At 66.6% G+C, this 23,769-nt stretch carries 22 protein-coding genes; 12 read left to right on the forward strand and 10 right to left on the reverse strand.

Going from position 1 to position 23,769, the window contains the following annotated elements; genetic code table 11:
* Positions 1-252 precede the first annotated feature (252 nt).
* Positions 253-1,014 (forward strand): DUF4386 domain-containing protein, encoded by a 762-nt coding sequence (locus AC4AMJ_RS15680; RefSeq protein ID WP_489913177.1) that lies wholly within the window; start codon positions 253-255, stop codon positions 1,012-1,014.
* Here AC4AMJ_RS15680 and AC4AMJ_RS15685 read toward each other — a convergent pair.
* A complete protein-coding gene (locus AC4AMJ_RS15685) occupies positions 991-1,644 on the reverse strand; it encodes a TetR/AcrR family transcriptional regulator (protein WP_489900216.1) in 654 nt (217 codons plus the stop codon). The two genes, AC4AMJ_RS15680 and AC4AMJ_RS15685, sit on opposite strands and share 24 nt — an antisense overlap.
* 217 nt (positions 1,645-1,861) lie before the next feature.
* On the opposite strand from AC4AMJ_RS15685, the gene AC4AMJ_RS15690 reads away from it, so the two are divergent.
* The 4 genes from AC4AMJ_RS15690 (at position 1,862) to AC4AMJ_RS15705 (ending at position 7,412) form a co-directional block, all read left to right on the forward strand.
* Positions 1,862-2,665 (forward strand): SDR family NAD(P)-dependent oxidoreductase, encoded by an 804-nt coding sequence (locus tag AC4AMJ_RS15690; RefSeq protein WP_489900215.1) that lies wholly within the window; start codon positions 1,862-1,864, stop codon positions 2,663-2,665.
* Positions 2,666-2,790: 125 nt separating this feature from the next.
* On the forward strand, positions 2,791-3,918 hold the full coding sequence (locus tag AC4AMJ_RS15695) for a DUF5938 domain-containing protein (RefSeq protein ID WP_489913179.1): 1,128 nt from the start codon (positions 2,791-2,793) through the stop codon (positions 3,916-3,918).
* Between the two features lie 7 nt (positions 3,919-3,925).
* Entirely contained in the window at positions 3,926-5,470 is a 1,545-nt protein-coding gene (locus tag AC4AMJ_RS15700) for an AMP-binding protein (protein ID WP_489913181.1), read from the forward strand.
* 556 nt (positions 5,471-6,026) lie between these two features.
* The gene (locus tag AC4AMJ_RS15705) at positions 6,027-7,412 is read left to right on the forward strand and encodes an alpha/beta hydrolase family protein (RefSeq protein WP_489913183.1); all 1,386 of its coding nucleotides are present in this window, start codon (positions 6,027-6,029) and stop codon (positions 7,410-7,412) included.
* A 9-nt stretch (positions 7,413-7,421) separates the two neighbouring features.
* On the opposite strand, the gene AC4AMJ_RS15710 is transcribed toward AC4AMJ_RS15705, so the two are convergent.
* On the reverse strand, positions 7,422-8,096 hold the full coding sequence (locus AC4AMJ_RS15710; protein ID WP_489900211.1) for a winged helix-turn-helix transcriptional regulator: 675 nt from the start codon (positions 8,094-8,096) through the stop codon (positions 7,422-7,424).
* An 86-nt stretch (positions 8,097-8,182) separates the two neighbouring features.
* Between AC4AMJ_RS15710 and AC4AMJ_RS15715 the strand changes: the two genes are divergently transcribed.
* A complete protein-coding gene (locus tag AC4AMJ_RS15715) occupies positions 8,183-8,992 on the forward strand; it encodes a methyltransferase domain-containing protein (RefSeq protein WP_489913185.1) in 810 nt (269 codons plus the stop codon).
* 68 nt (positions 8,993-9,060) lie between these two features.
* Positions 9,061-9,285, forward strand: a complete 225-nt coding sequence (locus AC4AMJ_RS15720; RefSeq protein WP_489900209.1) for a hypothetical protein — start codon at positions 9,061-9,063, stop codon at positions 9,283-9,285.
* 7 nt (positions 9,286-9,292) lie between these two features.
* On the opposite strand, the gene AC4AMJ_RS15725 is transcribed toward AC4AMJ_RS15720, so the two are convergent.
* Positions 9,293-10,207 carry an alpha/beta hydrolase gene (locus tag AC4AMJ_RS15725; protein ID WP_489900208.1) on the reverse strand — a complete coding sequence of 305 codons (915 nt, stop codon included), beginning with the start codon at positions 10,205-10,207 and terminating at the stop codon, positions 9,293-9,295.
* Positions 10,208-10,281: 74 nt separating this feature from the next.
* Here AC4AMJ_RS15725 and AC4AMJ_RS15730 point away from each other — a divergent pair, with 74 nt between their 5' ends.
* Positions 10,282-11,460 (forward strand): MFS transporter, encoded by a 1,179-nt coding sequence (locus AC4AMJ_RS15730; protein WP_489913188.1) that lies wholly within the window; start codon positions 10,282-10,284, stop codon positions 11,458-11,460.
* Here the strand turns inward: AC4AMJ_RS15730 and AC4AMJ_RS15735 are convergent.
* Together AC4AMJ_RS15735 and AC4AMJ_RS15740 are read right to left on the reverse strand one after the other, a co-directional pair.
* Positions 11,449-12,585: a TDT family transporter gene (locus AC4AMJ_RS15735; protein WP_489900206.1), complete on the reverse strand. Its 1,137-nt coding sequence runs from the start codon at positions 12,583-12,585 to the stop codon at positions 11,449-11,451. The genes AC4AMJ_RS15730 and AC4AMJ_RS15735 overlap by 12 nt on opposite strands.
* Positions 12,586-12,687: 102 nt before the next feature.
* Positions 12,688-13,008: a putative quinol monooxygenase gene (locus AC4AMJ_RS15740; RefSeq protein ID WP_489900205.1), complete on the reverse strand. Its 321-nt coding sequence runs from the start codon at positions 13,006-13,008 to the stop codon at positions 12,688-12,690.
* Positions 13,009-13,170: 162 nt separating this feature from the next.
* On the opposite strand from AC4AMJ_RS15740, the gene AC4AMJ_RS15745 reads away from it, so the two are divergent.
* Complete coding sequence (locus tag AC4AMJ_RS15745) at positions 13,171-14,595, forward strand: aldehyde dehydrogenase family protein (protein ID WP_489913190.1); 1,425 nt, start codon at positions 13,171-13,173, stop codon at positions 14,593-14,595.
* 436 nt (positions 14,596-15,031) lie between these two features.
* Here the strand turns inward: AC4AMJ_RS15745 and AC4AMJ_RS15750 are convergent, their stop codons facing one another.
* Positions 15,032-16,453, reverse strand: a complete 1,422-nt coding sequence (locus tag AC4AMJ_RS15750; protein ID WP_489913192.1) for a carotenoid oxygenase family protein — start codon at positions 16,451-16,453, stop codon at positions 15,032-15,034.
* 71 nt (positions 16,454-16,524) lie between these two features.
* On the reverse strand, positions 16,525-17,805 hold the full coding sequence (locus tag AC4AMJ_RS15755; RefSeq protein ID WP_489913194.1) for a lipase family protein: 1,281 nt from the start codon (positions 17,803-17,805) through the stop codon (positions 16,525-16,527).
* Between the two features lie 158 nt (positions 17,806-17,963).
* On the opposite strand from AC4AMJ_RS15755, the gene AC4AMJ_RS15760 reads away from it, so the two are divergent.
* On the forward strand, positions 17,964-19,517 hold the full coding sequence (locus AC4AMJ_RS15760) for an alpha/beta hydrolase (protein ID WP_489913196.1): 1,554 nt from the start codon (positions 17,964-17,966) through the stop codon (positions 19,515-19,517).
* Positions 19,518-19,532: 15 nt separating this feature from the next.
* Here AC4AMJ_RS15760 and AC4AMJ_RS15765 read toward each other — a convergent pair whose 3' ends face one another.
* Positions 19,533-20,366: an alpha/beta hydrolase gene (locus AC4AMJ_RS15765; RefSeq protein WP_489900802.1), complete on the reverse strand. Its 834-nt coding sequence runs from the start codon at positions 20,364-20,366 to the stop codon at positions 19,533-19,535.
* 26 nt (positions 20,367-20,392) lie between these two features.
* Entirely contained in the window at positions 20,393-20,797 is a 405-nt protein-coding gene (locus tag AC4AMJ_RS15770; RefSeq protein ID WP_489900199.1) for a hypothetical protein, read from the reverse strand.
* Between the two features lie 129 nt (positions 20,798-20,926).
* Between AC4AMJ_RS15770 and AC4AMJ_RS15775 the strand changes: the two genes are divergently transcribed.
* Positions 20,927-21,898 carry a pirin family protein gene (locus tag AC4AMJ_RS15775; RefSeq protein WP_489900198.1) on the forward strand — a complete coding sequence of 324 codons (972 nt, stop codon included), beginning with the start codon at positions 20,927-20,929 and terminating at the stop codon, positions 21,896-21,898.
* Between the two features lie 26 nt (positions 21,899-21,924).
* Complete coding sequence (locus AC4AMJ_RS15780; protein WP_489913198.1) at positions 21,925-22,389, forward strand: MarR family winged helix-turn-helix transcriptional regulator; 465 nt, start codon at positions 21,925-21,927, stop codon at positions 22,387-22,389.
* Positions 22,390-22,826: 437 nt separating this feature from the next.
* On the opposite strand, the gene AC4AMJ_RS15785 is transcribed toward AC4AMJ_RS15780, so the two are convergent.
* On the reverse strand, positions 22,827-23,756 hold the full coding sequence (locus AC4AMJ_RS15785; protein ID WP_489913200.1) for an LLM class F420-dependent oxidoreductase: 930 nt from the start codon (positions 23,754-23,756) through the stop codon (positions 22,827-22,829).
* Positions 23,757-23,769: the final 13 nt, after the last annotated feature.

A 23,769-nucleotide genomic window follows, 5' to 3' on the forward strand; every position in this document is an offset into this window, starting at 1 on the left:
GTGCTGGTCTGACGACGAGCATGTCGATCGGCTCTTGTGATGGGCTTGGGGTCGGCTTGGCCTGAGCGGGGCTGTCATTCGTTCATACGAAGAGTGGTCGGGCCCACTGACGTGCGCGACCTGCTCACTGTCGACATTCCGAAGCCCTTGACTCGACTTACAACGTAAGGCTACGTTGGATGCAAGCCAAACTTACAACGTAAGGACGATGGCCCGCTCCTGGCACGCCACCGACGATCGGAGAACCAACAGATGCCCCCCTCACCCGCCACCCATACGCCCGGCCCCACGGCCGCCCTCTGGGCCGGTCTGGGCTACCTCGCGATCTTCGTGCTCGCCGTCTTCGCCAACTTCTTCGTGGTGAACACGGTGTTCGACCTCCGGGACCCGCAGGCAACCCTCAACGGAATCGCCGAATCAGAGACGCTCCTCCGACTCGGGATTCTGGCGTTCCTCATCGTCTTCCTCGTCGATGTCGTGATCGCCTGGGGCCTGTTCGTGCTGTTCCGGCCGGTCCACCGCGACCTCTCGCTACTGGCGGCGTGGTCGCGTCTGACCTACACGCTGTTCCTCGGCGTCGGACTGGTCTTCGCGTTTCGCGCCCTCACGCTCGTCGGCGAGGGCACCGAACGGCCCGGACTGGCCGACAGCGTGCAACTGGAGATGCGGTCATTCGACGTCACCTGGATCGTGGGTCTCGCGGCTTTCGGCCTGCATCTGATCGTCGTCGGCCGCTTGCTCCACGCATCCGACGGCACACCCCGGTGGCTCGGCATGGCCCTTACCGTCGCCGGCGCGGCCTACATGGGCGACACCGCACTGCACATCCTGCTACCCGACTATGCGTCCTACGCCGATCTGTTCGTCGTGTTCGTCGCGGTTCCCTCGGTGATCGGAGAACTCGGCCTCACCGTGTGGCTGCTGCGCGTGGCGGCCGGACGACGCAGCCTTCCCACACCCGAAATCACTGTCCCACAAACTGCTTCAGCGTCAAATGCCGTTGTCGGCGGCTGATCGCTCGCGCCGTACGAGCTCGAACGCGGCATCCAACTGCGCACGCGCATCGTCGATCTCATCGGTGCGGCCCGCAATCTGATGCAGCAACGCGCGTTGAAAGATCCCGTCGATGGTGATGTAGGCAGTGGCCGACGATGCGGCCGGCTCGGTACCGGAGAGTTCACAGTACCGCTCGACGACCCGCCAGATCATCTGTTCGCGTCGCGCCTCGATCTCGAGTACATCGTCGCGGAACGAGTCGTCGAACAGGCTCTGGTTGCGCAGGTCGTACCAGAGACGATGGATGGCGGCATCGCTGCGCAGGGTCCCGAAGAACGTCGCAGCAAACTCGGTGCGCAGCTGTTCCGCATCCTGCGCCCGCGCCACGACCTCGTCGTAGCGGGTGACGCAGACCGCCTCGTACTGCCGCACGGCGTGTGCGATCAGGTCGAGCTTGTCGGAGAAGTAGTAGTGCAGGACGCCGTGCGAGTATTCGGAGTTCTGCGCGATCTCTCGGAGGCTGGTGCGCGCATAGCCGAGTTCGGCGAGCGTGTGCAGGGTGGCCAGGGCCAGCTCGGTGCGGCGCGCCTCGAACTTGTCTCGAGAGCGCTCCTCCACGCGTGCTCTGGCATCCGCGACCTGTGTCACTCGTCAGGGTCCTGTCGGCTCGGTCACATCACAACTGGTTCAGCGAGTCTATCCAAGCGGGATTCACCGAAGGTTTGACAAGTGTCAAGGATTTGCTTGACGACTGTCAAGACATCGGCTTAGTGTGGCGTGCATCACAGCCGCAACCGGCTGTGCCACATCGCCCCGGGCGGTGTCGATCGCAGGATCTGTCGGCGTCACAGCGAGAGGTACGGATATGACGAGTTACGACCTGACCGGACGAACAGCCCTGGTCACCGGCGGTGCGCAGGGCCTGGGCGCCGGGATGGCACAGGCGTTGGCCGCCGCCGGAGCATCGGTCGCCGTCGGCGATGTGAACGCCGACGGTGGACACGACACGGTGGAGGCGCTGCGCGCGACCGGCGCGAAGGCCGAGTTCGTCGCACTGGATGTGACCGACGACAGTGCATGGGAATCGGCCGTGTCGGGCACCGTCCAAGCTCTCGGTGGACTCGACATCGTGGTCAACAACGCCGGCATCGAGGTGACCAGCCTCCTCGTCGATCTCGATGCGGCATCCGCATCGACAATGCTCGACGTCAACGTGCTGGGGACGGCACTGGGCATCAAACATGCGTTCCGGGCCATGCGACCGGGCGGCGCGGCCGGCAACGGTGGCGCCATCGTGAACATCGCGTCGGTCGCCGCCACCATCGCGTTCCCTGGCATCGGCGTCTACTCGGCGACGAAATCCGGGATCGACCGACTCACCCGGGTGGCGGCGGCCGAGTCGGGCAAGCTCGGGTACGGGGTTCGGGTCAACTCCATCTACCCTGCCCTCACGCCCACCGCCATGGGCAACAAGCTCGCCGTCGACTGTGCCGAGCTCGGACTCTTCCCGTCACCGGAGGCGGCCGCGCAGGCCGTCGCCGAGATGACCCCGCTCGGACGCCTCGGTCAGGTCGACGACATGGCCGACGCCGTGGTGTTCCTGTGCTCGGACGCGGCCAAGTTCATCACCGGTGTGGGCCTGCCCGTCGACGGCGGCATGGGCATGTAGCTCCCCACCTCCCCACCTCCCCACCTCCGCACCTCCCCACCTCACCACCTCCCCACCTCCGCACCTCCCCACCTCACCACCTCCCCACCAAGCAGTCATCCCACCAGACCCAGGAGAGATCAGTCATGTCCACCGACAAGCGCGTCGTCGTCTACGGAGCCTCCGGATACACCGGCCGACTCATCTGTGAATATCTGCGCGAGTACAACATTCCGTTCCTCGCCGCCGGCCGCAGCCATGGACGGGTGAAAGGAGCCGTCGATGCGGTCCCCGGAATCGACACCGTCGATCACGAGATCGTCGAGGTCGAGCACACCGCAGCCGCTCTCGCCGAGGCCTTCCGCGGCGCCGACGTCGTACTCAACACCGTGGGACCTTTCGCGCGGTGGGGGCATGAGGTCGTCGCGGCCTGCCTCGAGGTCGGTGCACACTACACCGACACCAACGGCGAACAGAACTGGATGATCGATGCCGAGGCCCGCTACGGCGCCGACTTCGCCTCGCGCGGACTGCTTCTCACACCCGGCCTGGCACAGATGTACTCGATCGGCGAGATCGCCGCCAACATATGCCTGGAGAACCCGGGTCTGGACACCCTCGACATCCAGGTCTTCTGGAAAGGTCATCCGACGGTCGCGTCGACCAACACCATCCTCACCAATGCCGCCTTCGCCAAGGCGTATTACCTCGAGCAGAACGAGTACGTCGAATGGCCTGCGGAGGAGGGGCTCTACACCGTGAGCGTGCCCGGTCAACACGAGCTGGGCCTGGCACTTCCGTGGGGCGGCACGTCACATCCCGTGTGGTTCAAGAACGATCCGCGCGTGGCGAACGCGAAGGCACTCGGCGGCGTGTTCAACCGTCCACTCATGCAAGGGGTCCCGCTGCTCGTCGCCGCCGCGCTCGAGCAGATGGAGGGCAAGTCGGAGGAGGAGAAGTACCGGATCATCGACGAGCAGTCGGCGGCCATCCGGAGCGAGATGCCGCCCCGGGAGAACCCGCGGATCAACACCTCGCTCGACTCCGTCTACGCGTCGGGTCCGCTGGGACGCGCGCATTGCGTGATCCACGGCAACTGCAACTACAAGCAGACGGCCCTGCTCAATGCGCACGCCGCCGCCGAATTGCTGCAGGGTCCGCCACGAAAGGTCGGATTCGCCTCGAGCTGCCAGGCATTCGGGCACCGCGAACTGCTGGGCACCCTCCGTGCCTTCGGGCTCGTACTCGAGCCGATCACGACGATCCACCGCTGAGCCGACGATGCGCCTCGCGGACTATCTCGACAAGGGCGCCTCGTTGGGCCGCGAGGCCCCCTGCCTCACGACCGGCGGGGTGACCGCGACCTACGATGAGGTTCAGGACCGGTCGGTGCGGATCGCCGGCGCGTTGCAGCACACCGGGATCACCGCGGGTGACCGGGTGGCGGTGCTGTCGGCCAACGATCCCCTCGCGCTCACCTGTGTCTTCGGGATCTCGCGGGCCGGTGCGGTGTGGTGTCCGGTCAACCCGCGCAACGAGGCCGACGAGAACCGGCAACTGTTCGATCTCTTCGGCTGCCGGTTTCTGTTCTTCCAGGCAAGGTTCGCCGAGCTTGTCGATCGGATTCGACGGGACCTGCCGCGGCTGGAATGGCTGGTCTGCCTCGACGACGAGGTCGATTGGGCCACCCCGTTCGCGGATTGGTTGTCGGAGAATCGGGCCGAGCCCGACGAAGAACGGCGGCCCGAACGCGGGCTGTGCATGCTGGCGGGGACCGGCGGAACCACCGGAAAACCGAAGGGAGTCCGGCTGACCGAGGACAACATGATGACCTCGACCGCGCTCGCGTTGATGAGCTACCCGTTCGGCGATCGGCCTCGCTATCTCGCCCTCGCCCCGCTCACCCATTCGGCCGGGGTGCTCACATTTCCCATCCTCAGCCTGGGTGGTGAGGTGGTGATCATGCCCGCGCCGGACATCGGTGAGTTCCTCCGACTCATCGAACATCACCGCATCACACATGCGTTCCTGCCGCCGACGGTGATCTACGGCGTGCTCGATCATCCCGACCTCGACGCACGTGATCTCTCGTCGTTGCGCTGCCTCTGGTACGGGGCCGCACCGATGTCGCCGACCCGCCTCGAGGAGGCGTTGACCCGGATCGGACCGGTGTTGGGTCAGTTGTTCGGACAGACCGAGGCCCCCAACATGATCGCCACCCTGGCGCCGGCCGACCACTTCCGGTCCGACGGAACCGTTGCCGCCGAACGACTCTCCTCGGCCGGCCGGCCGACACCGCTGACGACCGTGGCGATCATGGCCGCCGACGGCTCGCTACTGCCCCACGGCGAGCGTGGTGAGATCGTCGTCCGCGGACCGCTGGTCATGGACGGCTACCACGAGAATCCCACGGCCACAGCCGAGGTCAATGCCTTCGGATGGCATCACACGGGCGACATCGGCTATCTCGACGACGACGGTTTCCTGTTCGTCGTCGACCGGGCCAAGGACATGATCATCACGGGCGGGTTCAATGTCTACTCGGCCGAGGTCGAGCAGGCGCTGCTCGCCCATCCGGCGGTGAAGGATTCCGCGGTCGTCGGACTCCCCGATCCCAAGTGGGGTGAACGGGTCACGGCGGCGGTCGAGTTGCGTGCCGGACAGGATGCGTCGACCGAGGAGATCATCGCGTTCGTCAAGCATCGGATCGGTAGCGTCAAGGCGCCCAAGGACATCGAGATCTGGACCGAGCTCCCGCGGTCGAAGGTCGGCAAGATCCTGAAGAACGAGGTACGGGGCACCCTGCGGGACGCGCAGACCGGCTGAATCGGCGATTATCCCGCCGCACACCGTGACCAAATGCTCGACACCCGGCGGTGTGCGTGATCTCACAGCGAGTCGTCAGTGAGTGCCATGACTCCGATTCCCGGTCGCGATCACAGCTCGAAAACCATTGCGCACGCATACTTGTGCCGGGTTCGGGAAGTGAACACAGAGAGTTCGTCTACCCGAAAATGCCTCTCGCAGAGACTATTACGCAGGGTCGCCTAACTGGATCCGCGCCGGGAAACACGGGAGGATTCAACTATGCCGAAGAAAATTGGTGAAGTTCAACCCCCTTCACCAACGGTGCCAGTCCGGCGGTCATAGCTGCTACGACACATTACTCGACATGTAATCAACTGCGATGCAGCATGATCGGCGCCCGTCGATCATACTGCCGACCAGGCATCCGGGGATACATTCTCGACACTTGTCGAACACAGGCGTGCGAGCACGCCGAAAGGAAGTGGTAACAGTGGGCACGAGAGTCGGCAGGCACCGCGTGAACACCCGACGGGGAGCGCGCCGTGTGCGCCGCTCGCGGGTCACCATCACGACGATGGCCACCTGCGCGATGTGTCTGGGTATCGTCGTCCCCGCGGCCGTTGCCGGCGCCGGCACCCCGTCGGCGGTCGACCGCCTCATCGAGGACGGTACGGTCTCCGACGCATCTCAGCCGGACAACACGCTCGATGACTTCAGTTCCCTTGCCCCCGAAACGATCATGGTCCTGACACCGGGGACCGACGACACGACCATGTTTCCGCGAAGCAATCCCTTCATCGGAACTCGGCAAACACTGGTCGTCACCTATCCCGAGTCCATGTGGCCGATCATCGCCGGCAAGTCTGGCACCCTTCCCTTCTTGTCGCCCACGTACGACGAATCCAAACAACTCGGCACCGAGCAGACCATCACGACCATGAACGCCCTCTCGGCGAAGGACACATCCGGCCCCACCGTCGTCTACATCGGATACTCCCAGGGGTCCGACGCCCTGGGCAACGCCGTCGAACAAGCACACAGCGACATCGACCCGAGCCGGACCCAGGTCATCCTCGCGTCCGATCCGCGCAGCCCGTGGGGGATCAAGGCCTGGGCAGCCGACGTGCCACTGCTTCCTCAGGTCGCGTCCCTGATCGGGATCACCGTCGACGGCGCCCGCGACCCCGATGCGTCCGGGGACGTCCCGGTGACCTCGCTGATCATCGTCGGCGATCCGGTGTCGAACTTCCAGTGGGTGTGGTATCGGCCGATCGCATCGCTGATCGTCGATGGCGCCGGATTCATCACGATCCACTCGGGCAACGGAAGTCAGACCTATGGCGACCTCGCCTCACTCGGCGATCCCACGGTGTACACCAGCGCCGGCACCACCTACGAGATCTACCAGGGGCGTCATCCGTTGACGCTGCTGACGCAGCTCATCTTCGACGAGTTGGGGCTGCCCTACACTGAGGCCGACCTCGACACCTGGGATGCATCCGCCGAGGCATTTTACCCTATTCAGACACCCACTCCTGCGAATGCGGCTGTGCCCGTGCAGGATCGACCGGATCTTGCGTCCCCGGCTACCTCGCCGACGACCACCGTCGACGACGTCGCGCAGACCGCGCCGTCCGACTTCGGCGCGGACTCACCGGTACCCGCGGCCACGCCTGAGCCCGAAGACCCCGTGTCCGCCGCGGTCGCCGGCACTCAGCCGAGCGGGAGCGTGAACCAGGACGCATCGCCGGTACCCGGTGACGACGAGAGCGTCGTCCGCTCCGAATCCGACTCCGACTCCGCATCGGCGCCACCGGCGAGCACCGATGATAAGCCCGATACTCCGACCGACGTGGGCAACACAACCCCTGACGACGTCGACCTCGACACGACCGATGGGAACGCTGCAGACACAGGTGCCACCGGGTCGTCCTCTGAACCCGCGTCGAGCATCGCGTGAGCCCTGCGCCTACCCGGACCTTGAGAACCGTGGTTCGTGCAGATTCCACGACGGCAGTTTTCGGGCGACCGTGGCGTCACCATGCACCTCGATACGGCCTGTTCGCAGCGCGTGGCGCCACGAGAGCGCACCCCGGTGCCAATCGATGAAGGCCGCCGACTCCGCACGGACGTGCACAGCCGGCTCGCCACCCGGATCCGTGTAGCAGACCTCGGCGGCACCGTTGTCCACCAGAAGCCAGAACCGTTGGTTGCCCCTCGGCTGATCCGGGAAGACGAAGGCGATCACGAGGCGCTCGTCCGGCAGTGCTGCGTGATCGAGTTGAACCTGGCACCAGGCCCACAACGCGAAACCGGGATCAGTGTGCTGGGGGCCGATGTCGACCCATCGCTCACCCCACTCGGACAGGGCCGAGACGACGTCCGACAGGTCCCGGCCCGCCTCGGTGAGTCGGTACAGATTTCCCCTCCCGGCGGGTTTGGGAGTCACGGTGATCACGCCGGCACGTTCCATCTCCTCGAGACGCGTCACCACCATCGAACGCGACATCTGGGGAACGCCTTCGGCGATCGCGGTGAAGGTGTCCGCGCCGAACATGAGGTTACGGACGAGCAGCGGGGTCCACCGCTCCGCCAGGATCTCCGATGCACGTGCGATCGGGCAGTACTGGCCGTAGGTGCGCACACTCTCATTGTCGGTCTGGCCATCGGTGCATGTCGAGTTCGAATTCCGGACTTCCTCTGCAGTGCACTTCCGCCGACGCTTGATACATGATGAGTGAAGCGGACACGGGACAGGTGACGCCAGAGGCGGCAGAGTTGTACGAACAGTTCTTCGTACCCGCCCTTTTCGATCAATGGCCACCGTCACTACTCGATCTCGCCGAGGTCGAGGTCGGTCATGAGGTTCTCGACGTCGCGTGCGGTACAGGCATTCTGACGCGACACGCGCGATCACGGGTCGGCCCCACGGGCCGCGTGGTGGGGCTGGACGTGAACCCGGGCATGCTGGCCGTCGCCGGTCGCGTCGACCCTGAGATCTCCTGGGTTCCCGGACGTGCCGAGTCACTGCCGATGGCTTCGCACACGTTCGATCGCGTGCTCTGCCAGTTCGGTCTGATGTTCTTCGAGGAGCCGCCCACCGCTGTGACCGAGATGGCGCGCGTGGTCCGACCCGGAGGGCGGGTCTGCGTAGCGACCTGGGCAGGCCTGTCGGAGACCCCCGGTTACGCCGCGATGATCGCCCTGCTCGACGAGCTGTTCGGTGCTGCGCCGGCCGAGGCCCTCACGGCCCCGTTCACCGTCGGCACCACCGATCGGCTCCGCGACATCGTGGCGACCGGATTCGCCGATGTCGAGATCCATCGCCTTCAGGGGCTGGCGAGGTTCTCGTCCATCGATGCATGGGTCACGACCGACGTGCGCGCCTGGACCCTGCGCGACCTGATCGACGATGAGCAGTTCGACGAGCTCCGGCGGCATGCACAGCAGAGGCTTCGGGTCTTCTGCGACGAGTCCGGGGCGGTCACCTTCGCCGCGCCGGCCCTGGTGGCGGTGGCCACGCACCCGCTGACCCACTGACCACACGAGCCGCAGACCGAATCGGCCCTCGGGTCCGACCGCGTCTCCGGGCCTGATCTACTCGTGGGATGACCACCCTCCACCCGACGACGGTTCTGGCGATGGCGGATGCGGATGCCGCCGTCCTCACCCTGGGCATCGCCCTGTACGCCGCGGTCATCCTGGTGGCGATCGGTGTCGGACTGCATGCGGTTCAACACCGGCGTCGCCATCGCGCGATCGTCGCGGCGGTCATCGTCGGCCTACTCGTACTCGCCGGCGTCGTGGTCGCGGTCCTCAGCAGTATCGCCTAGCGCGGCGCTATTTCCGCACGTCGGCGAAGGCCGCGCGCACGGCGTCCGCCTGCATCCGGAAGAACTCCTTGGAGACCGGGGCCTGCGCCTGAACGAGATCGAATCCGTGGAAGGCGCCGTTCACCACCTCCACCGCACAAGCCACCCCGGCGGCCCGCAGTCGCTGTGCATAGGCCAGATCCTCGTCGTGGAACAGATCGAGGTCGCCCACCCCGATCCACGCGGGCGCCACCCCGGTCAGGTCCTCGCACCGCGACGGTGACACCTCGGCCGGGTCCGCATCCCCGAGGTAGGACGCCCACCCGAATCGGTTGGAACTGCTGTTCCACATCCGGAAGCGACTCTCGATGCCCGAACGTCCGTCGGCGCCGGTTCGGTCATCGAGCATCGGGTAGACCAGCAGCTGCAGGACGGGGGCGTCTTCCCCGCGATCACGAATCCGCAGGGCGAGCTGCGCGGCGAGCCCACCTCCCGCGCTCGCGCCACCGATCGCGATCCGTGTGGTGTCGACGCCGGCGAGGCCACGTGCCACGTCGAGGGCTGCATGGCAATCGTCGAGCGCTGCGGGGTAGGGATGCTCCGGTGCCAGCCGATAGTCGACGGACACCACCACGGCGCCGAGGTTCTCACTGAATCGCCGGCACAGCGCGTCATCCTGCGCAGCCGAGCCGATCACATAGCCACCTCCGTGAATCCACACCAGCGCAGGCAACGCACCGGCGACGCCCGCGGGGCGGAAGATGCGCACACCGCCGCCCGAGGACAAGGGACGTACGTCGACGCCTTTCGTTCGCTGCAGCCGCATCATGCCGTTCTGGAGGAACCGGATCACGGGGAGGACCCGCGGCCCCACCAGGCTCCGGGGCAGGAACCGTGCCGAACGCTTGAGATCCGGGTGAAACTCTCGCTGGAGCGTGGTCATCGACGACGCCTCCCTTTCGGAATCGTGGTGGCGGATTTCGTTCGGCAAACATATAACCGGCAGAATCTCGCTCGATGAGCATCCACGAAAACGGCCCGAAACGGCTTGCGCTACCAGCGGTCCTCCTGGTGCTGTTCACGACAGGATGGGGCGCCAACCACTTCGCGTCGATGATCCCGGTCCTCAAGTCGGACGAGGGACTGTCGGCGACGGTGCTCGACGGCGCTTTCGGCATCTATGCCCTGGGATTGCTGCCGGGATTGTTCGGCGGCGGGTCACTGTCGGATCGGGTCGGCCGACGCCCCGTCGTGCTCAGCGGCGCCATGCTGGCCGGAATCGGGAATCTCATGATGGTCGGATGGCACGACCAGGCCGGCATCCTCGTCGGCCGGCTCATCGTGGGCCTCGGTGCCGGTCTGACGATCAGCGCGGGCACGGCATGGGCGGCCGACCTGCGCGGTCGCGCCGGAGCGACACTGGCCGGTGTCGTGCTCACGATCGGATTCGTATTGGGTCCGGTCATCACCGGTCTGCTGGCCGAGTTCGCTCCCCACCGGCTCGCACTCTCGTTCGCGGTCAGCGGGATCGCGTCGATCGTGGTCGCGACCGCGGGGGCGTTTGCAACCCCCGCGGACCCGCCGCACCGCGCCGGCGCCGTGATCGACGACGCCGACGACAGTGGACGCTCGATGGCAGTCGCCCTGTCATGGGCCGTACCGATGGCGTTGTGGGTGTTCGCGCCGGTGACCGTGGCCGTGGTGGTGATGGCGGCGCGGATCAGCGACCGCCACGACGGCGCATGGGTCCCGGGCGTAGCGGCCGCATTGTGCCTCGGCTCCGGGGTGGTGATCCAGTTCGTCGTACGGCGGATTCATGCGGGTCCGGTGTCCGGCGTGGTCGGTGCCGCATTGGCGGCGGTCGGGTTCGTGGTGGCCGCGGCGGCGGGCTCGGATCCCGGCATGCCGTTGTTCGTCCTCACCGCGATCGTGCTCGGCCTGGCCTACGGTCTGTGCCTGCGCGACGGGCTGATGGATGTGGAGTCGATGACCCCACCGCGACGTCGCGGAGCGGTCACCGGGGTGTTCTACGTCGCCTGCTATCTCGGGTTCGGCCTGCCGGTGCTGCTGACGAGCATCACTCCGACGGTCGGGGTCGTCGCGCCGATGGTCGTCCTTGCTGGGGTGGCCGCCGTTGCGTCGGTGTCGCGTGCGGTGCGCCTGCGCCGCCGCACGGCGGCGGGGTCACGCTGGTAGGAAGACCCGTCCCCGGTATGCCCCGCGCGCGGTGCGGATGGCGACCACGGCCCACGCGGCCACGAGCACCCCGTACAGCACCACGGCGAGATCGCGGATCGGTGTCGCGCCGAGGGCGATGCCCAGCGCGCTGAGGCCGGTCACGCAGGTCCCCACCGGGAAGGTGAAGCTCCACCAGGTCAGCGCAAACGGCAGACCACGACGAATGGTGCGCACCGTGATCGCGGTGGCCAGCGCGAACATCGCGACGCCGAAGCCACCCATGGCGAGTCCGTACACGATGCCGAAGGCCTTCAGGCCCAGCGCGATCGGCGCATCGTCGCCGGTGAAGACGAGGCCTGCCTGCGCACCGAGAAGGTTTGCCGCGGTGATGGACTGACCGATCATGCCGAGGGTGATCCACACCGTCGGGGCCGACCGGGACACCGGCACGCCGCCGTGGATCAGACGCGTGTAGATCATCGTCATGGTCATCAGACCGAGGCCCAGACTCATCCCGAATAGTGCGTAGCAGCAGGCCAGCATGTCCAGGCGAAGGACGCCTCCGGGCAGATGGCCGACCAGTGCCGCGCCCGTCGCCGCCGACACCATCGGCGGCACCACCGGCATCAACCACGCCGGCAGCGCACCGAGTTCGTGTTTGCGCTCCGCCGTCATCATGGCGAACGGCACCCCGACCGCGGTCAACACACCGATGGCGGAGCCCGCCACCCAGAGCACCGCCCCGGCCCAGAGTGCCACCGTCGAGCCGAGCAACGGCGCCCCGAGATGAACGGCACCGGCGCCGACGGTGAGCATCGCCATCGGCACCGCACCGTAGAACTGCGACATCACCGGATCCGCGGCGTAGCGCCGGGCATTCTCGCCGTGCCGCACCCAATGCGTGACGAACCCTGCGCCGATGGTCAGCAACATCACCGACGCGAGGACCCAGATCGTCGTCGCGAACGCGGTCACGACACCGGACTGCACCGGCAGGGTGATCGCGGCATTCGCGACGATGCCGGTGCCCATCACAGCGGCGAACCAATTCGGGGTGAGATGTTCGAACACCTGGCGGGGATGGTCGAGGTCGCCGAGAAGTCGCCGGGTGGTCGTGGCGCGGCGGTCGAGCGTGATGGTCATGTCTCAACTCTGACCGAGCGGGGCCGATCGCGGCAGATGGCTCGACCTTGTGCACCCACAACGCCGCCTTGTGAGCGGGTGCTGGTCGTGGGGTGCGGCGGGTCAGTCGACTGCCATCTCCCCCAACTCCGACCAGCCCTCCTGATCGATGCTGAAGTTCACGATGTCCGGGGTCCTCTCGAGGTACTTCGGGAGTTCCTTCGTAGCGGTCTGGAAATGGTCACTGGTGACGTGCGCCTGCGCCGAATCGTCGTCGAAGGCCTCGACGAGCACATACGTGTTGGGGTCCTCGAGACTGCGTGACCACTCGAACCATCGGTTGCCCAGCTCGGCACGCGTGGCCTCGGTGAATTCCGCGACGAGCTCAGGCCAACTATCCGCGAATTCGGGCTTGACCGGCCATTTTGCGACGATGAAGATCATGAGCCCAGCCTAGTGCGCAGATTCCGCGGCGCAGCCTAATCACGCGTTAGGGCTTCCCTATATGTGACAACGTAGTTTTTCAGACATGCCGGACACGGAGCGCCTGAACGGGCATAGTGTGGTGTCGACAACACCACCGCGTAGTTACGGAGGCAAGCAAGCATGCGCGAGATCACCAAGTTCTACATCGACGGCACCTGGGTGGAGCCGGCCGAACTGAACATCATCGACGTGATCAACCCGGCCACGGAGAAAGCAGCCGGTCACGTCGCGCTCGGCAACGCCGCCGACGTCGACGCCGCCGTCGATGCCGCACGCAAGGCATTCACCACCTGGAGCCAGACCAGCGTCTCCGACCGCGTCGACGTACTCAACGCCGTCGTCGCCGAATACCAGAAACGGATGGGAGACCTCGCCGCGGCGGTGACCGAGGAGATGGGCGCCCCGAACGGCCTGTCCAATAACGTCCAGGTGCCGATCGGACTGGCCCATCTGATGACCGCGGCTGCTCAGCTGCCCACCTTCAGCTTCAGCGAGGACCGCGGGACGTCGCGGATCGTCAAGGAGCCGATCGGCGTGTGCGGGTTCATCACACCGTGGAACTGGCCGCTGAACCAGGTCATGTGCAAGGTGGCCCCGGCGCTGGCGACCGGCTGCACGATGGTGCTCAAGCCGTCCGAGGTCGCGCCGTTCAGCGCCGCGATCGTCGCCGAGATCTTCGACGCCGCCGGGGTTCCGGCAGGTGTCTTCAACCTGGTCAACGGCGATGGGCCGGGCGTCGGCTCCGCGCTGGCGGCCCACCCCGGCATCGACATGGTGTCGTTCACCGGCAGCACCCGCGCCGGCATCGAGGTCGCCAAGAACGCGGCGCCGACCGTCAAGCGGGTCGCCCAGGAGCTCGGCGGCAAGAGCCCGAACATCATTCTCGACGACGAGGACTTCGCGAAGAACGTCGCCGGCGGCGTGGCCGCGATGATGATGAACTCCGGTCAGTCGTGCAATGCCCCGACCCGCATGCTGGTTCCGGCCGCTCGGATGGACGAGGCGGCCGAGGCCGCGAAGTCGGTGGCCCCCACGCTGACCGTCGGCGACCCGAGCGGGGAGGTCCGGCTGGGCCCGGTGGTCTCCGAACCGCAATTCGAGAAGATCCAGGGTCTGATCAACCGTGGTATCGAGGAGGGCGCGCAGGTGGTGTTCGGCGGTCCCGGCCGTCCCGACGAGCTACCCACCGGTTACTACGTGCGGCCCACCGTGTTCCGCGACGTCACCAACGACATGGACATCGCCCGCACCGAGATCTTCGGACCGGTGCTGGTGATGATCGGCTACGACACGCTGGACAACGCCATCGAGATCGCCAACGACACCGACTACGGCCTGGCCGGCTATGTCTCCGGCAAGGATATCGACGAGGTCCGCAAGGTGGGCTCTCGAATCCGCGCGGGTTCGATCTCGCTCAACGGCGCCCAGCTCGACCCGGTTGCACCGTTCGGCGGCTACAAGCAGAGCGGTAACGGCCGCGAGTGGGGCGACTACGCGTTCGACGAGTTCCTCGAAGTGAAGTCGCTGCTGGGCTACGAAGCCTGACCACGGCGGGTCTCGATACGCGACTCACTTCGTTCGCTGCTACTCGACCAGCGGTAGGAGGCACCCTCCGCTGGCCGAGACCACCCTCCGCTGATCGAGTAGCCGGCGAGCGGCAGCGAGTCGGCGTATCGAGATCACCCGTGCGGCACCCACCGCTGCTCGAGCGGCAGCAGGGGCGAGACCACCCTCCGCTGATCGAGTAGCCGGCGAGCGGCAGCGAGTCGGCGTATCGAGATCACCCGTGCGGCACCCACCGCTGCTCGAGCGGCAGCAGGGGCGAGACCACCGACCGCTGATCGAGTAGCCGGCGAGCGGCAGCGAGTCGGCGTATCGAGATCACCCGTGCGGCACCCACCGCTGCTCGAGCGGCAGCAGGGCGAGACCACCCTCCGCTGATCGAGTAGCCGGCGAGCGGCAGCGAGTCGGCGTATCGAGATCACCCGTGCGGCACCCACACCCCGTGCAGACCGGCGGGCACCCGGATCGGCATGGTGATGGTTGCCAGAGGTCCGGCGGACGGGTCGTCGGCGCTGAGCACATAGAAATACGACGTCATGTCGGTGGGATCGGTTCCGAACGCTCCCCAATAATCGTGTTCACTCCCCGGCATGTAGATCGGCTCGCCGATGGCAACGCCTGGACGCCAACAGGTTTCGCTACCTTTGGCCAGATCGTGGAACCACAGGCTGTCGAGATCGCCGGAGTCGCCGGCGCTCTTGCCGACCGTGGCCACCCGCGAATGTGCCCGCGTGAGTTGCCGGTCGTCGACCCGTGGGAACTCGACGTCGACGCTGCCACCGATGGTCGTGCGCGAAATGGAGCCACGATCGGGATCGAGCACCGCACGCACCAATGACGACGTCGGCGGCTCGAGCAGGTGCGCGAAGCCGCCGGGGTAGGTCCACTCCACATAGTCGACGGTCACGGTTCCGGTGTCGGCGCCATCGGCGTCCTTCGTGTCGAAGGCGTTGGCGAAGTGCCACACCCACATCGGCTCGGAGTCGACCCACCGGATGGCCCCACCGTTGCGGGGGATCAGCGCGATGCGCGTGCCCGACTCCGGCTGCCATTGCAGCAGGGCTCCGCCGCTCATCACCGACGCGAAGTCGAAAGCCAACGGGCACAGAAAGAGCACGACGTAGCGCGATGTCAGCGCCATGTCGTGGATCATCAGGGTCTTGTCCAGACCATCCACCGGGGTCGGCGGCCGGACGGTGCGGCCGTCGGGCCCGATCACCGACCACGTCACATACGGCGCCTCGAAGATGTAGTTGAACAGCACGAGTTCGCCGGTCGTCGGGTCGATCTTGGGATGCGCGGTGCTGCCGACGGCCATCGCGCCGTCGCAGTCGTCGCGGCCGATGGTGCCCAGGTCGGCGGGATCGAGGCGATATGGTTGATCGGCTTCGGCCATGGCGAGCAGTCGACCGCCGTGTTTCACCACGTTGATGTCCGGCAGTTGACGCAACGTCCCGGCCAGGTCGGGACCGACCTCCTCGGCCGAAGGCGTGTATCCGTCGGTGATCCCGGACCAGATCGTGTGCCCGACCTTCTCCTCGGCCAGCACCATGGGGGTGCGGACGAATCGGTTCCGATAGTGCGCTGCGCCGTCGGTGATCTCGAGGCGGTGCACCATCGCGTCGCCGTCGAGTGGAAAGACGTAGGAGCCGATCGGATCGAAGCGCGGGTTGGGCCCGTTGCGCAGATAGCTCCCGGCCAGATCCGCGGGTATCTCCCCGACGAACTCGAGATGTGCGAAGTCCACCTCTTGTCGTTGCGGCGCGAAGACACCGGAAAGGTGGGCGTGATGGGCCATGTCGATAGGGCCGGGACGGGATGATGACGGCGCGACGGTCATGGGATCACCTGGGATCGGAGGGCATCGGTCGTCGACAATCGTCCCCCCGCCGGCCGGTTCGCGTCCTCACTTCACGGAGAACTCCGGTCGTCGTGTCGACAGCCACCGGTCGGCTGTCCGGCGAAGCGCTGGTCGAGGAACTGTGCCGCGTCGCGTTGGAACGGTATGAATGCGGCCCCATGAGCGTCACCGCGATACAGCCGGAATCGCGTCGGCACACCCTGTGCGCAGAAGCTCCGGGCCAGGCCTGCGACATCCGCGGTCACCATGACCCCGTCGCCGATTGCGTCCTTCTGTCCGACCGCGAGCATCATGGGCACCCGTGGCCTGCCCACCGTTCCCATGACGTTGCGCGCAACGGCCGATCGCACGGACGGCACCTGGAGGAACCCGTGGTACGGCGGGCGCACCATCTGCGCTTCGGTCAGGCCCGGATAGTCGTTGGCGAAGTCGGCGATGCACTGATCCCGCACCGTGTTCGCCAATCGAAGGCCGTACGGGGACAGGAATGACGGAAGGTCGATTCCGTACGCCCGTTCGTAGGCGACGAGGAGCGCGGGCATCACGCCCGCCCATCCCGTGCTGCCGCTGACGTAGGGCAGGTTGTGCGCGAGATTCACCGGCACCCCACCGGCGGCGGCACCCACCAGTCCGAGTTCGGGCGCGTAGGTCGGAGCCAGCTCGGCCCCGAAGCCGGTGGGCACCGAACCCCCCGAGTACCCGATCATGGCGACCGGCGTGGACGACGGCATCCGCAACACGCGTTCGGCCGCGCGGACACCGTCGAGCGCCAGATATCCCGATTGCCGGCCGATCGTCCACTCCTGCTGTTGGCCCTCGTAATCCGGTACGACCACGGTGTACCCGGCGGCGAGGTATCCGCCGATGGCGGCCTCCTCGAATCGCGCCGACCGGCTCGGGTTGTTGCCGCGGAGTGTGTACGACGGATCGCACTGTGCCCCCAGCGCGTCGTAGGCCATGTGGAACGAGAGAATGCGGCCATTCGATGTGGCGGGCCGCAAGATCGTTGTCACCCCCGCGATCGGGTCTCCCATATCCCCGGTGCTGCGATAGAGGACCTGGGTCGACGTCACCGGAACCGTCACGCCCTCCGCGACGAACTCGGCCGGGCGGGTGCGTAGGACCGCTCCGGGTTTCCGTGAGCTCAGGTCGGGACCGGGCCGGTAGAAGGGGTCCGCAGTCGGCAGCGGTGTCGCCCACGCCGGGATCGCCGGGCTGCACACTCCGAGCGCGATGAGAACCGCCGCGCCGACCGCCATCAGAATCCGCGCCGGCCCGCCTCGTCGCGCCACAGCAGTCTCCGTTCCGGCCGATTCTCTGCGATCGGCCATGGTGAATCTTCCCATCTCACAGCGATTTCACAGCCAGAACGACGAAGCAGCCGTGTAACACCCAGCGGTCGTCTCACGACAGAACAATCATCACGGAAGTCCTCCGCGAGGGAGGCGCGTGCGTCGGGGGAAATCACGAGCGTGTCAGGAGCCTGTCCATGCCCAACCCACCGGAATCACCGGATTCGACCTTGCTCACCGATGGGTGGCAGATCACCCCGGACGCGCCGGATTCACCACGTCCCCGCCGCCCTCGCCGAAGCCGACGCCGGCGGCTGGCCGGGATCGGCGTCGTCGTCGCGCTGAGTCTGGGTCTGTTCGGGGTCGGTTCCCTGATCTCCGGCGGCAACCAGGCGTCGGCGCTGACCGGCCATCCCGAAGTCCTGCGTGAGGGCTGCACCTGGGACAGTTCGGGCAACTACGTGCAGAACTGCAAGGTCTGGTCGGCGTCGCAGAACAAGTACGTGATCGTGCAGATCCGCGCTTCCAACGGCAGTGACAACGGCGTCTACCTGCTCGACGGCATGCGCGCCGGCGAGGAACGGTCCGCCTGGACCACCGATGTACAGGCCGCGAAGGTGTACGACGCCGCATCCGACACCACCCTGGTCATGCCCGTCGGTGGCGCGTCGTCGTTCTACACCGACTGGGACGGCGGGGCCGGAGACACGAACACCACCATCAAGGAGGAGACCTTCCTCACCGAGGAACTCCCCGACTATCTGGCCGAGAACTTCGGCGTCAGCAAGAGCAACAACGCGATCATCGGCCTGTCGATGTCCGGCGGACCGGCGGTGACCCTCGCTGAACGGCACCCCGAGCAGTTCAAGGTCGTGCAGGCGATGTCCGGGTACTACCAGACCGACAACCCGCTCGGTGCTCTCGGCGTGTTCGCCAGTCAGACGTTGGTGTCGAACTACACCAACGGCATCGTCAACATGTGGGGCGCGCCGGGCAGTCAGCGCTGGACCGACAACGACCCGTCGAAGAATGTCGACAAGCTGAAGGAGAACGGTCAGGTCCTCATCATCTCGTCAGGCAACGGGTTCCTCACCGCGAGCGAGATGGCGAAGTTGTCGCAGCAGGATCAGATCAGCGCCATGGCTCTGGAGATGCTGTCCGCGGTGTCGACGGTGCTCATGCAACTGCAGGCCGCGCAGAGCGGGGCGTCGGTGATCTCGTTGCCCAACTACGGCGGACACACCTGGGAGAACTGGGGCCGCGGATTGGCCGACGGCAAGGACCACGTGCTGGAAGCACTGCGGAGCAACCCGCCGGTCACCGACAAGGTGACGGTGGTCAGCGCATCCGGTAGTCCCGAGCCCGACGGCGCGGCCAAGGCCACCGCGGCCGCACTGGTCGCCGCCAAGACACCCTCGACGCTCGATCTGGCCGCCATCACCGCGGCGTCGGATACCTCGTCGCCGTCGTCGGAGACGGCGAACAGCACAGATCCCGAGTCGAGCGCCTCATCGGCGGTTCCGTCGGCCGGTGAAACGGCGGTATCGGGCGAGGCCCCGTCCTCCCCGGCCGACGACACCATCGTTGCCACGGCACCCGATGCACCGGACACCGACACCGGCTCGCCGTCCGCGCCGGACACCTCCGCAGCTCCCACGACCACGGTGGCCGGCACCGAGGAATCGGTCAGCCCGATCGCCGAGCCGCCGGCGGCGGAGTCGACGACACCGACCACCACACCGGCCCGCTGAACCCGACGCTCGGACTCACGCGGGCGTGTGCTTGGTCAGCCAGCCCAGCACGTCGCCGATCACACGGTCCTGCTCCGGCTCGTTGAAGATCTCGTGGTAGAGGCCGTCGTAGATCGTCAGGGTCTTGTCGTCCGATGCCGCGAGTCGGTCGACCATCTCGCTGCCGGCCGGACTGGTCAGTTTGTCGTCGCCGCCGTGTAGCACGAGCAGCGGCAGGCGCAGTGTCGGCAGTCGACGGGGGAAGGACTGCATCGTGCTCAGCATCGCCGCACCCAGGTCTGCCGGGATCTTGCTACGGATCACCAGAGGGTCGGCGTCATAGTCGGCGACGACCTTCGGGTCGCGCGAGATGCTGGCCGCGTCGAGTGCCGTGGTCGGCAGACCGGGCGCGACACGCGCCAACAGCGGCGCCAGTTTCATCGCAATGGGCGAGAGGTCGTCGCCTGGGACCACCGCGGCACCGGAGAGCACCAGACCGGTCAGTCGGTCCTGGTGGTCGAGGGCATAGTCCAGTGCGATGCAGCCCCCCATGCTGTGCCCGATCAGGAAGGTCGGCGTGTCATCGAGTCGGGCCTCGCCGACGACCGTGTCGAGATCGTCGGTGAATTGCGAGAACCGTTGCAGACGAAGACGTTTCCCACCGGAGCGGCCATGCCCGAGATGATCGGGGACGGCAACCTGGTAGCCGGCATCGACCAGTTTGGCGACGACGTGGCGGTAACGTCGGCCATGTTCCCCGAGCCCGTGTGCGATGACCACCGACCCGCGAACATCGCCTTCGGGTCGGCTCAGGTCGTAGGTGATCGTCTCCCCGTGGGGACCACGAAATGTGCGTTCTTCCACTGACATGTTGGTCATCGTCGTCCTTCGTGTCGTCAGCTGATGAGTCCGAGGCGGGAGGCGACGCTGCGCCCGGCGGATTCGATCGCCCCGAGTGGCCGCATCGCGACCTCGCCGATCCCGACGAGGGCTTCCACCCGACTGACCACCCGCTCCATCCGGTCGACGACGTCTGCCATGACGACAACTGTCGAGTCGACCTTGTCCAAGGTGCCCGACAGCCGCGTCAACGTCGCATCCATGTTGTCGATGGCACCGTCGAGACCGCCGATTGTCTTGTTCATGTCGACGAGGACATCGCCGAGATCGGACAGGATGCCCTCGACCTGGTCAACGGTCATGTCGGCGTTGAGCGCCGCCTGCGCGAGTTTCTTGAAGCGTTGTCGTTCCCCGGGCCGAGCCTCGTCGGTTCCACGGTTTCCGATCCCTTTGTCGGCCATGGTCTGGATTATTCATGGTCGAGGCGTGGGGCGAGCGCGAACGGACCGACGATGACGCGGGAATACCCGCGCTGCGGACCCTGTTGAGGCAGACATAGCTCAAAATTGAGCTACTGAGAGGAGCCCGCCATGCCCGCAGTCACCGCCGACACCTTGACCCTGCCCCGGGTGCGCAGCGCGTCACCCGAGGCGACCGAACGGCCGGTGAAGTCCGTGACCACCGGCCCCCGCGGATACGAGGGTGAAGGGTTTCCCGTCGTCCGGGCGTTCGCCGGCGTGTCCAGCGCCGACCTCGACCCCTTTGTGCACATGGACCAGATGGGTGAGGTCGACTACCAGCCCGGCGAGCCGAGGGGCACGTCGTGGCACCCGCACCGCGGATTCGAGACCGTGACCTACATGATCGACGGCCGCTTCCAGCATCAGGACTCGACCGGTGGTGGCGGTCTGATCGAGAACGGCGCCACCCAGTGGATGACGGCGGGCGCCGGCATCCTGCACATCGAGACCCCGCCCGCGGAACTCGTGGAGTCCGGTGGTCTGTTCCACGGCATCCAACTCTGGGTCAACCTGCCCGCCGCCGACAAGTTCCTGGCACCCAAGTACCAGAACCTGGAGGGCGGACAGGCTGGGCTGATCACCACCGAGGACGGCGGTGCACTGATCCGTATCGTCGCCGGCGACATCGACGGGCACACCGGCCCCGGGTCGACCCACACGCCGATCACCTTCGCCCACGCCACCGTCGCACCCGGCGCACGGATGTCGATCCCGTGGCGGCAGGACTTCAACGCACTCGTCTACGTCCTGTCGGGACGTGGCACGGTGGGCGCCGAGGCGCGACCGGTCCAGCAGGGACAACTCGTGGTATTCGGTTCCGGCGACCGGATCACGGTGACCGCCGATCCGGGACAGGACTCGAATCGCCCGGCGCTGGAATTGCTCGTCCTGGGTGGTCGGCCGATCCGCGAACCGGTCGTCCAGTACGGACCGTTCGTGATGAACACCCGTCAGCAACTCATCGAGGCCATGGAGGATTTCCAGGCGGGTCGCCTCGGCGTGATCCCGCCGGACGCGCTGATGCCGCACACCTCGCGGTGAGTACCGAACGAGCACAACGGAGTTCGATGCGCGCGGATGCGCGACGTGATGCCTGGCAGGTGTTCATCGAGACCAGCGCTCGCCTTCAGAACATCCTCGATGAGGATCTGAAGGCGAGCGCCGGCATGTCGCTGGCCGACTACCAGGTACTCCTGCTCCTGTACAACGCCCCCGGGCGACGGCTCCGCATGCGCGATCTGTCGGAGCGGCTGGTGTTCTCGACGTCACGGCTGTCCTATCAGATCGACACATTGGTGCGCCGTGGCTGGCTGTGCCGCGAACGTGCCGACGAGGACCGCCGCGGCAGCTACGCCGTGCTCACCGCGGTCGGCGTCGACGTGTTCCGCTCCGCCGCGAGGGATCACGCGCGCTGCGTCCGGGCGCTGTTCATCGATGTGCTGTCCGAATCCGACGGCGCCGCGCTGTACGACATCATGACGCGGCTGTCCGAGCACATGCTCGAGGCGGGCATCGCGGCGCCGGGTTCCTGATCGGAAGTGTGGTCGCCGATACGCGAAGCCAATCAATCGCTGAGGGCATGCGCGGACGGCCCCACCAGCCCCTGAGCTGAGAAGCCTGCGCGGATGACCCCACCCGCCCCCTGAGCTGAGAAGCCTGCGCGGATGACCCCACCCGCCCCCTGAGCTGAGAAGCCTGCGCGGATGACCCCACCCGCCCCCTGAGGAGGTCCGAAGCGCTAGCGAAGGACCGTCACGAAGGGCCCTTCGTGACGCTCGCACGCTCGCTCCTCAGGGACCGCACTGGTGACGCTCGCACGCTCGCTCCTCAGGGACCGCACTGGTGACGCTCGCAGGCTCGCTCCTCAGGGACCGCACTGGTGACGCTCGCACGCTCGCTCCTCAGGGACCGCACTGGTGACGCTCGCACGCTCGCTCCCCCGTGACTCTCGGTCCCCTCGGCGAGAAGTTCACGACAGCTGCGGGGCAACCTCTTTCGCGACCACGTCGAGGTGGTCGAGGTCGGCCAGATCCAACGTCTGCAGGTAGACGCGGCTCACGCCGATCTCGCGGTACTGCTCGATCTTCGCGACGACCTCGTCGGGTGTGCCGGCCGCGCCGTTCTCGCGCAGCTCGTCGACGTCACGACCGATCGACTCTGCGCGGCGGGCGAGTTCACTCTCGGTTCGTCCGCAGCACAACACGAGTGCCGCCGAGAACGTCATCGTCTCAGGTCGCCGTCCGGTCTTCGCGCAGGCCGCCCGGACGCGGCCGATCTGATCGGCGGCAACGTCGACGGGAACGAATGCGGAGTTGAACTCGTCGGCGAACCGTGCCGCCAACGCCGGAGTGCGCTTCTTGCCGCCCCCGCCGATGATGATCGGTGGCCGTGGCGATTGGGTCGGCTTCGGCAATGCCGGCGAGTTGACGATCCGGTAGTGGCCCCCCTGGTGATCGAACTGCCGGCCTTCCGGCGTTCCCCAGAGTCCGGTGACGATCTCCAGCGTTTCCTCGAGGCGGTCGAACCGTTCTCCGAGCGGCGGGAACGGGATGCCGTACGCCTCATGTTCGGCATCGAACCACCCCGCGCCGAGACCGAGCTCTACACGCCCCCCACTCATCTGGTCGACCTGCGCCACCGAGATCGCCAGCGGACCCGGGAAACGGAACGTCGCCGACGTCACCAGGGTGCCGAGCCGGATCCGCGACGTCTCGCGGGCGAGTCCCGCGAGGGCCACCCACGAGTCGGTCGGTCCGGGGCGGCCGTCGGCATTCATGGCGAGGTAGTGATCAGACCGGAAAAACGCGTCGAAGCCGAGGTCCTCGGTGGCCTTCGCGACGCGGAGCAGATCGTCGTAGGTCGCGCCTTGCTGGGGTTCGGTGAAGATTCGTAGATCCACTCCCGCCAACCTA

The sequence above is a fragment of the Gordonia sp. LMA484 genome, from assembly GCF_058129505.1.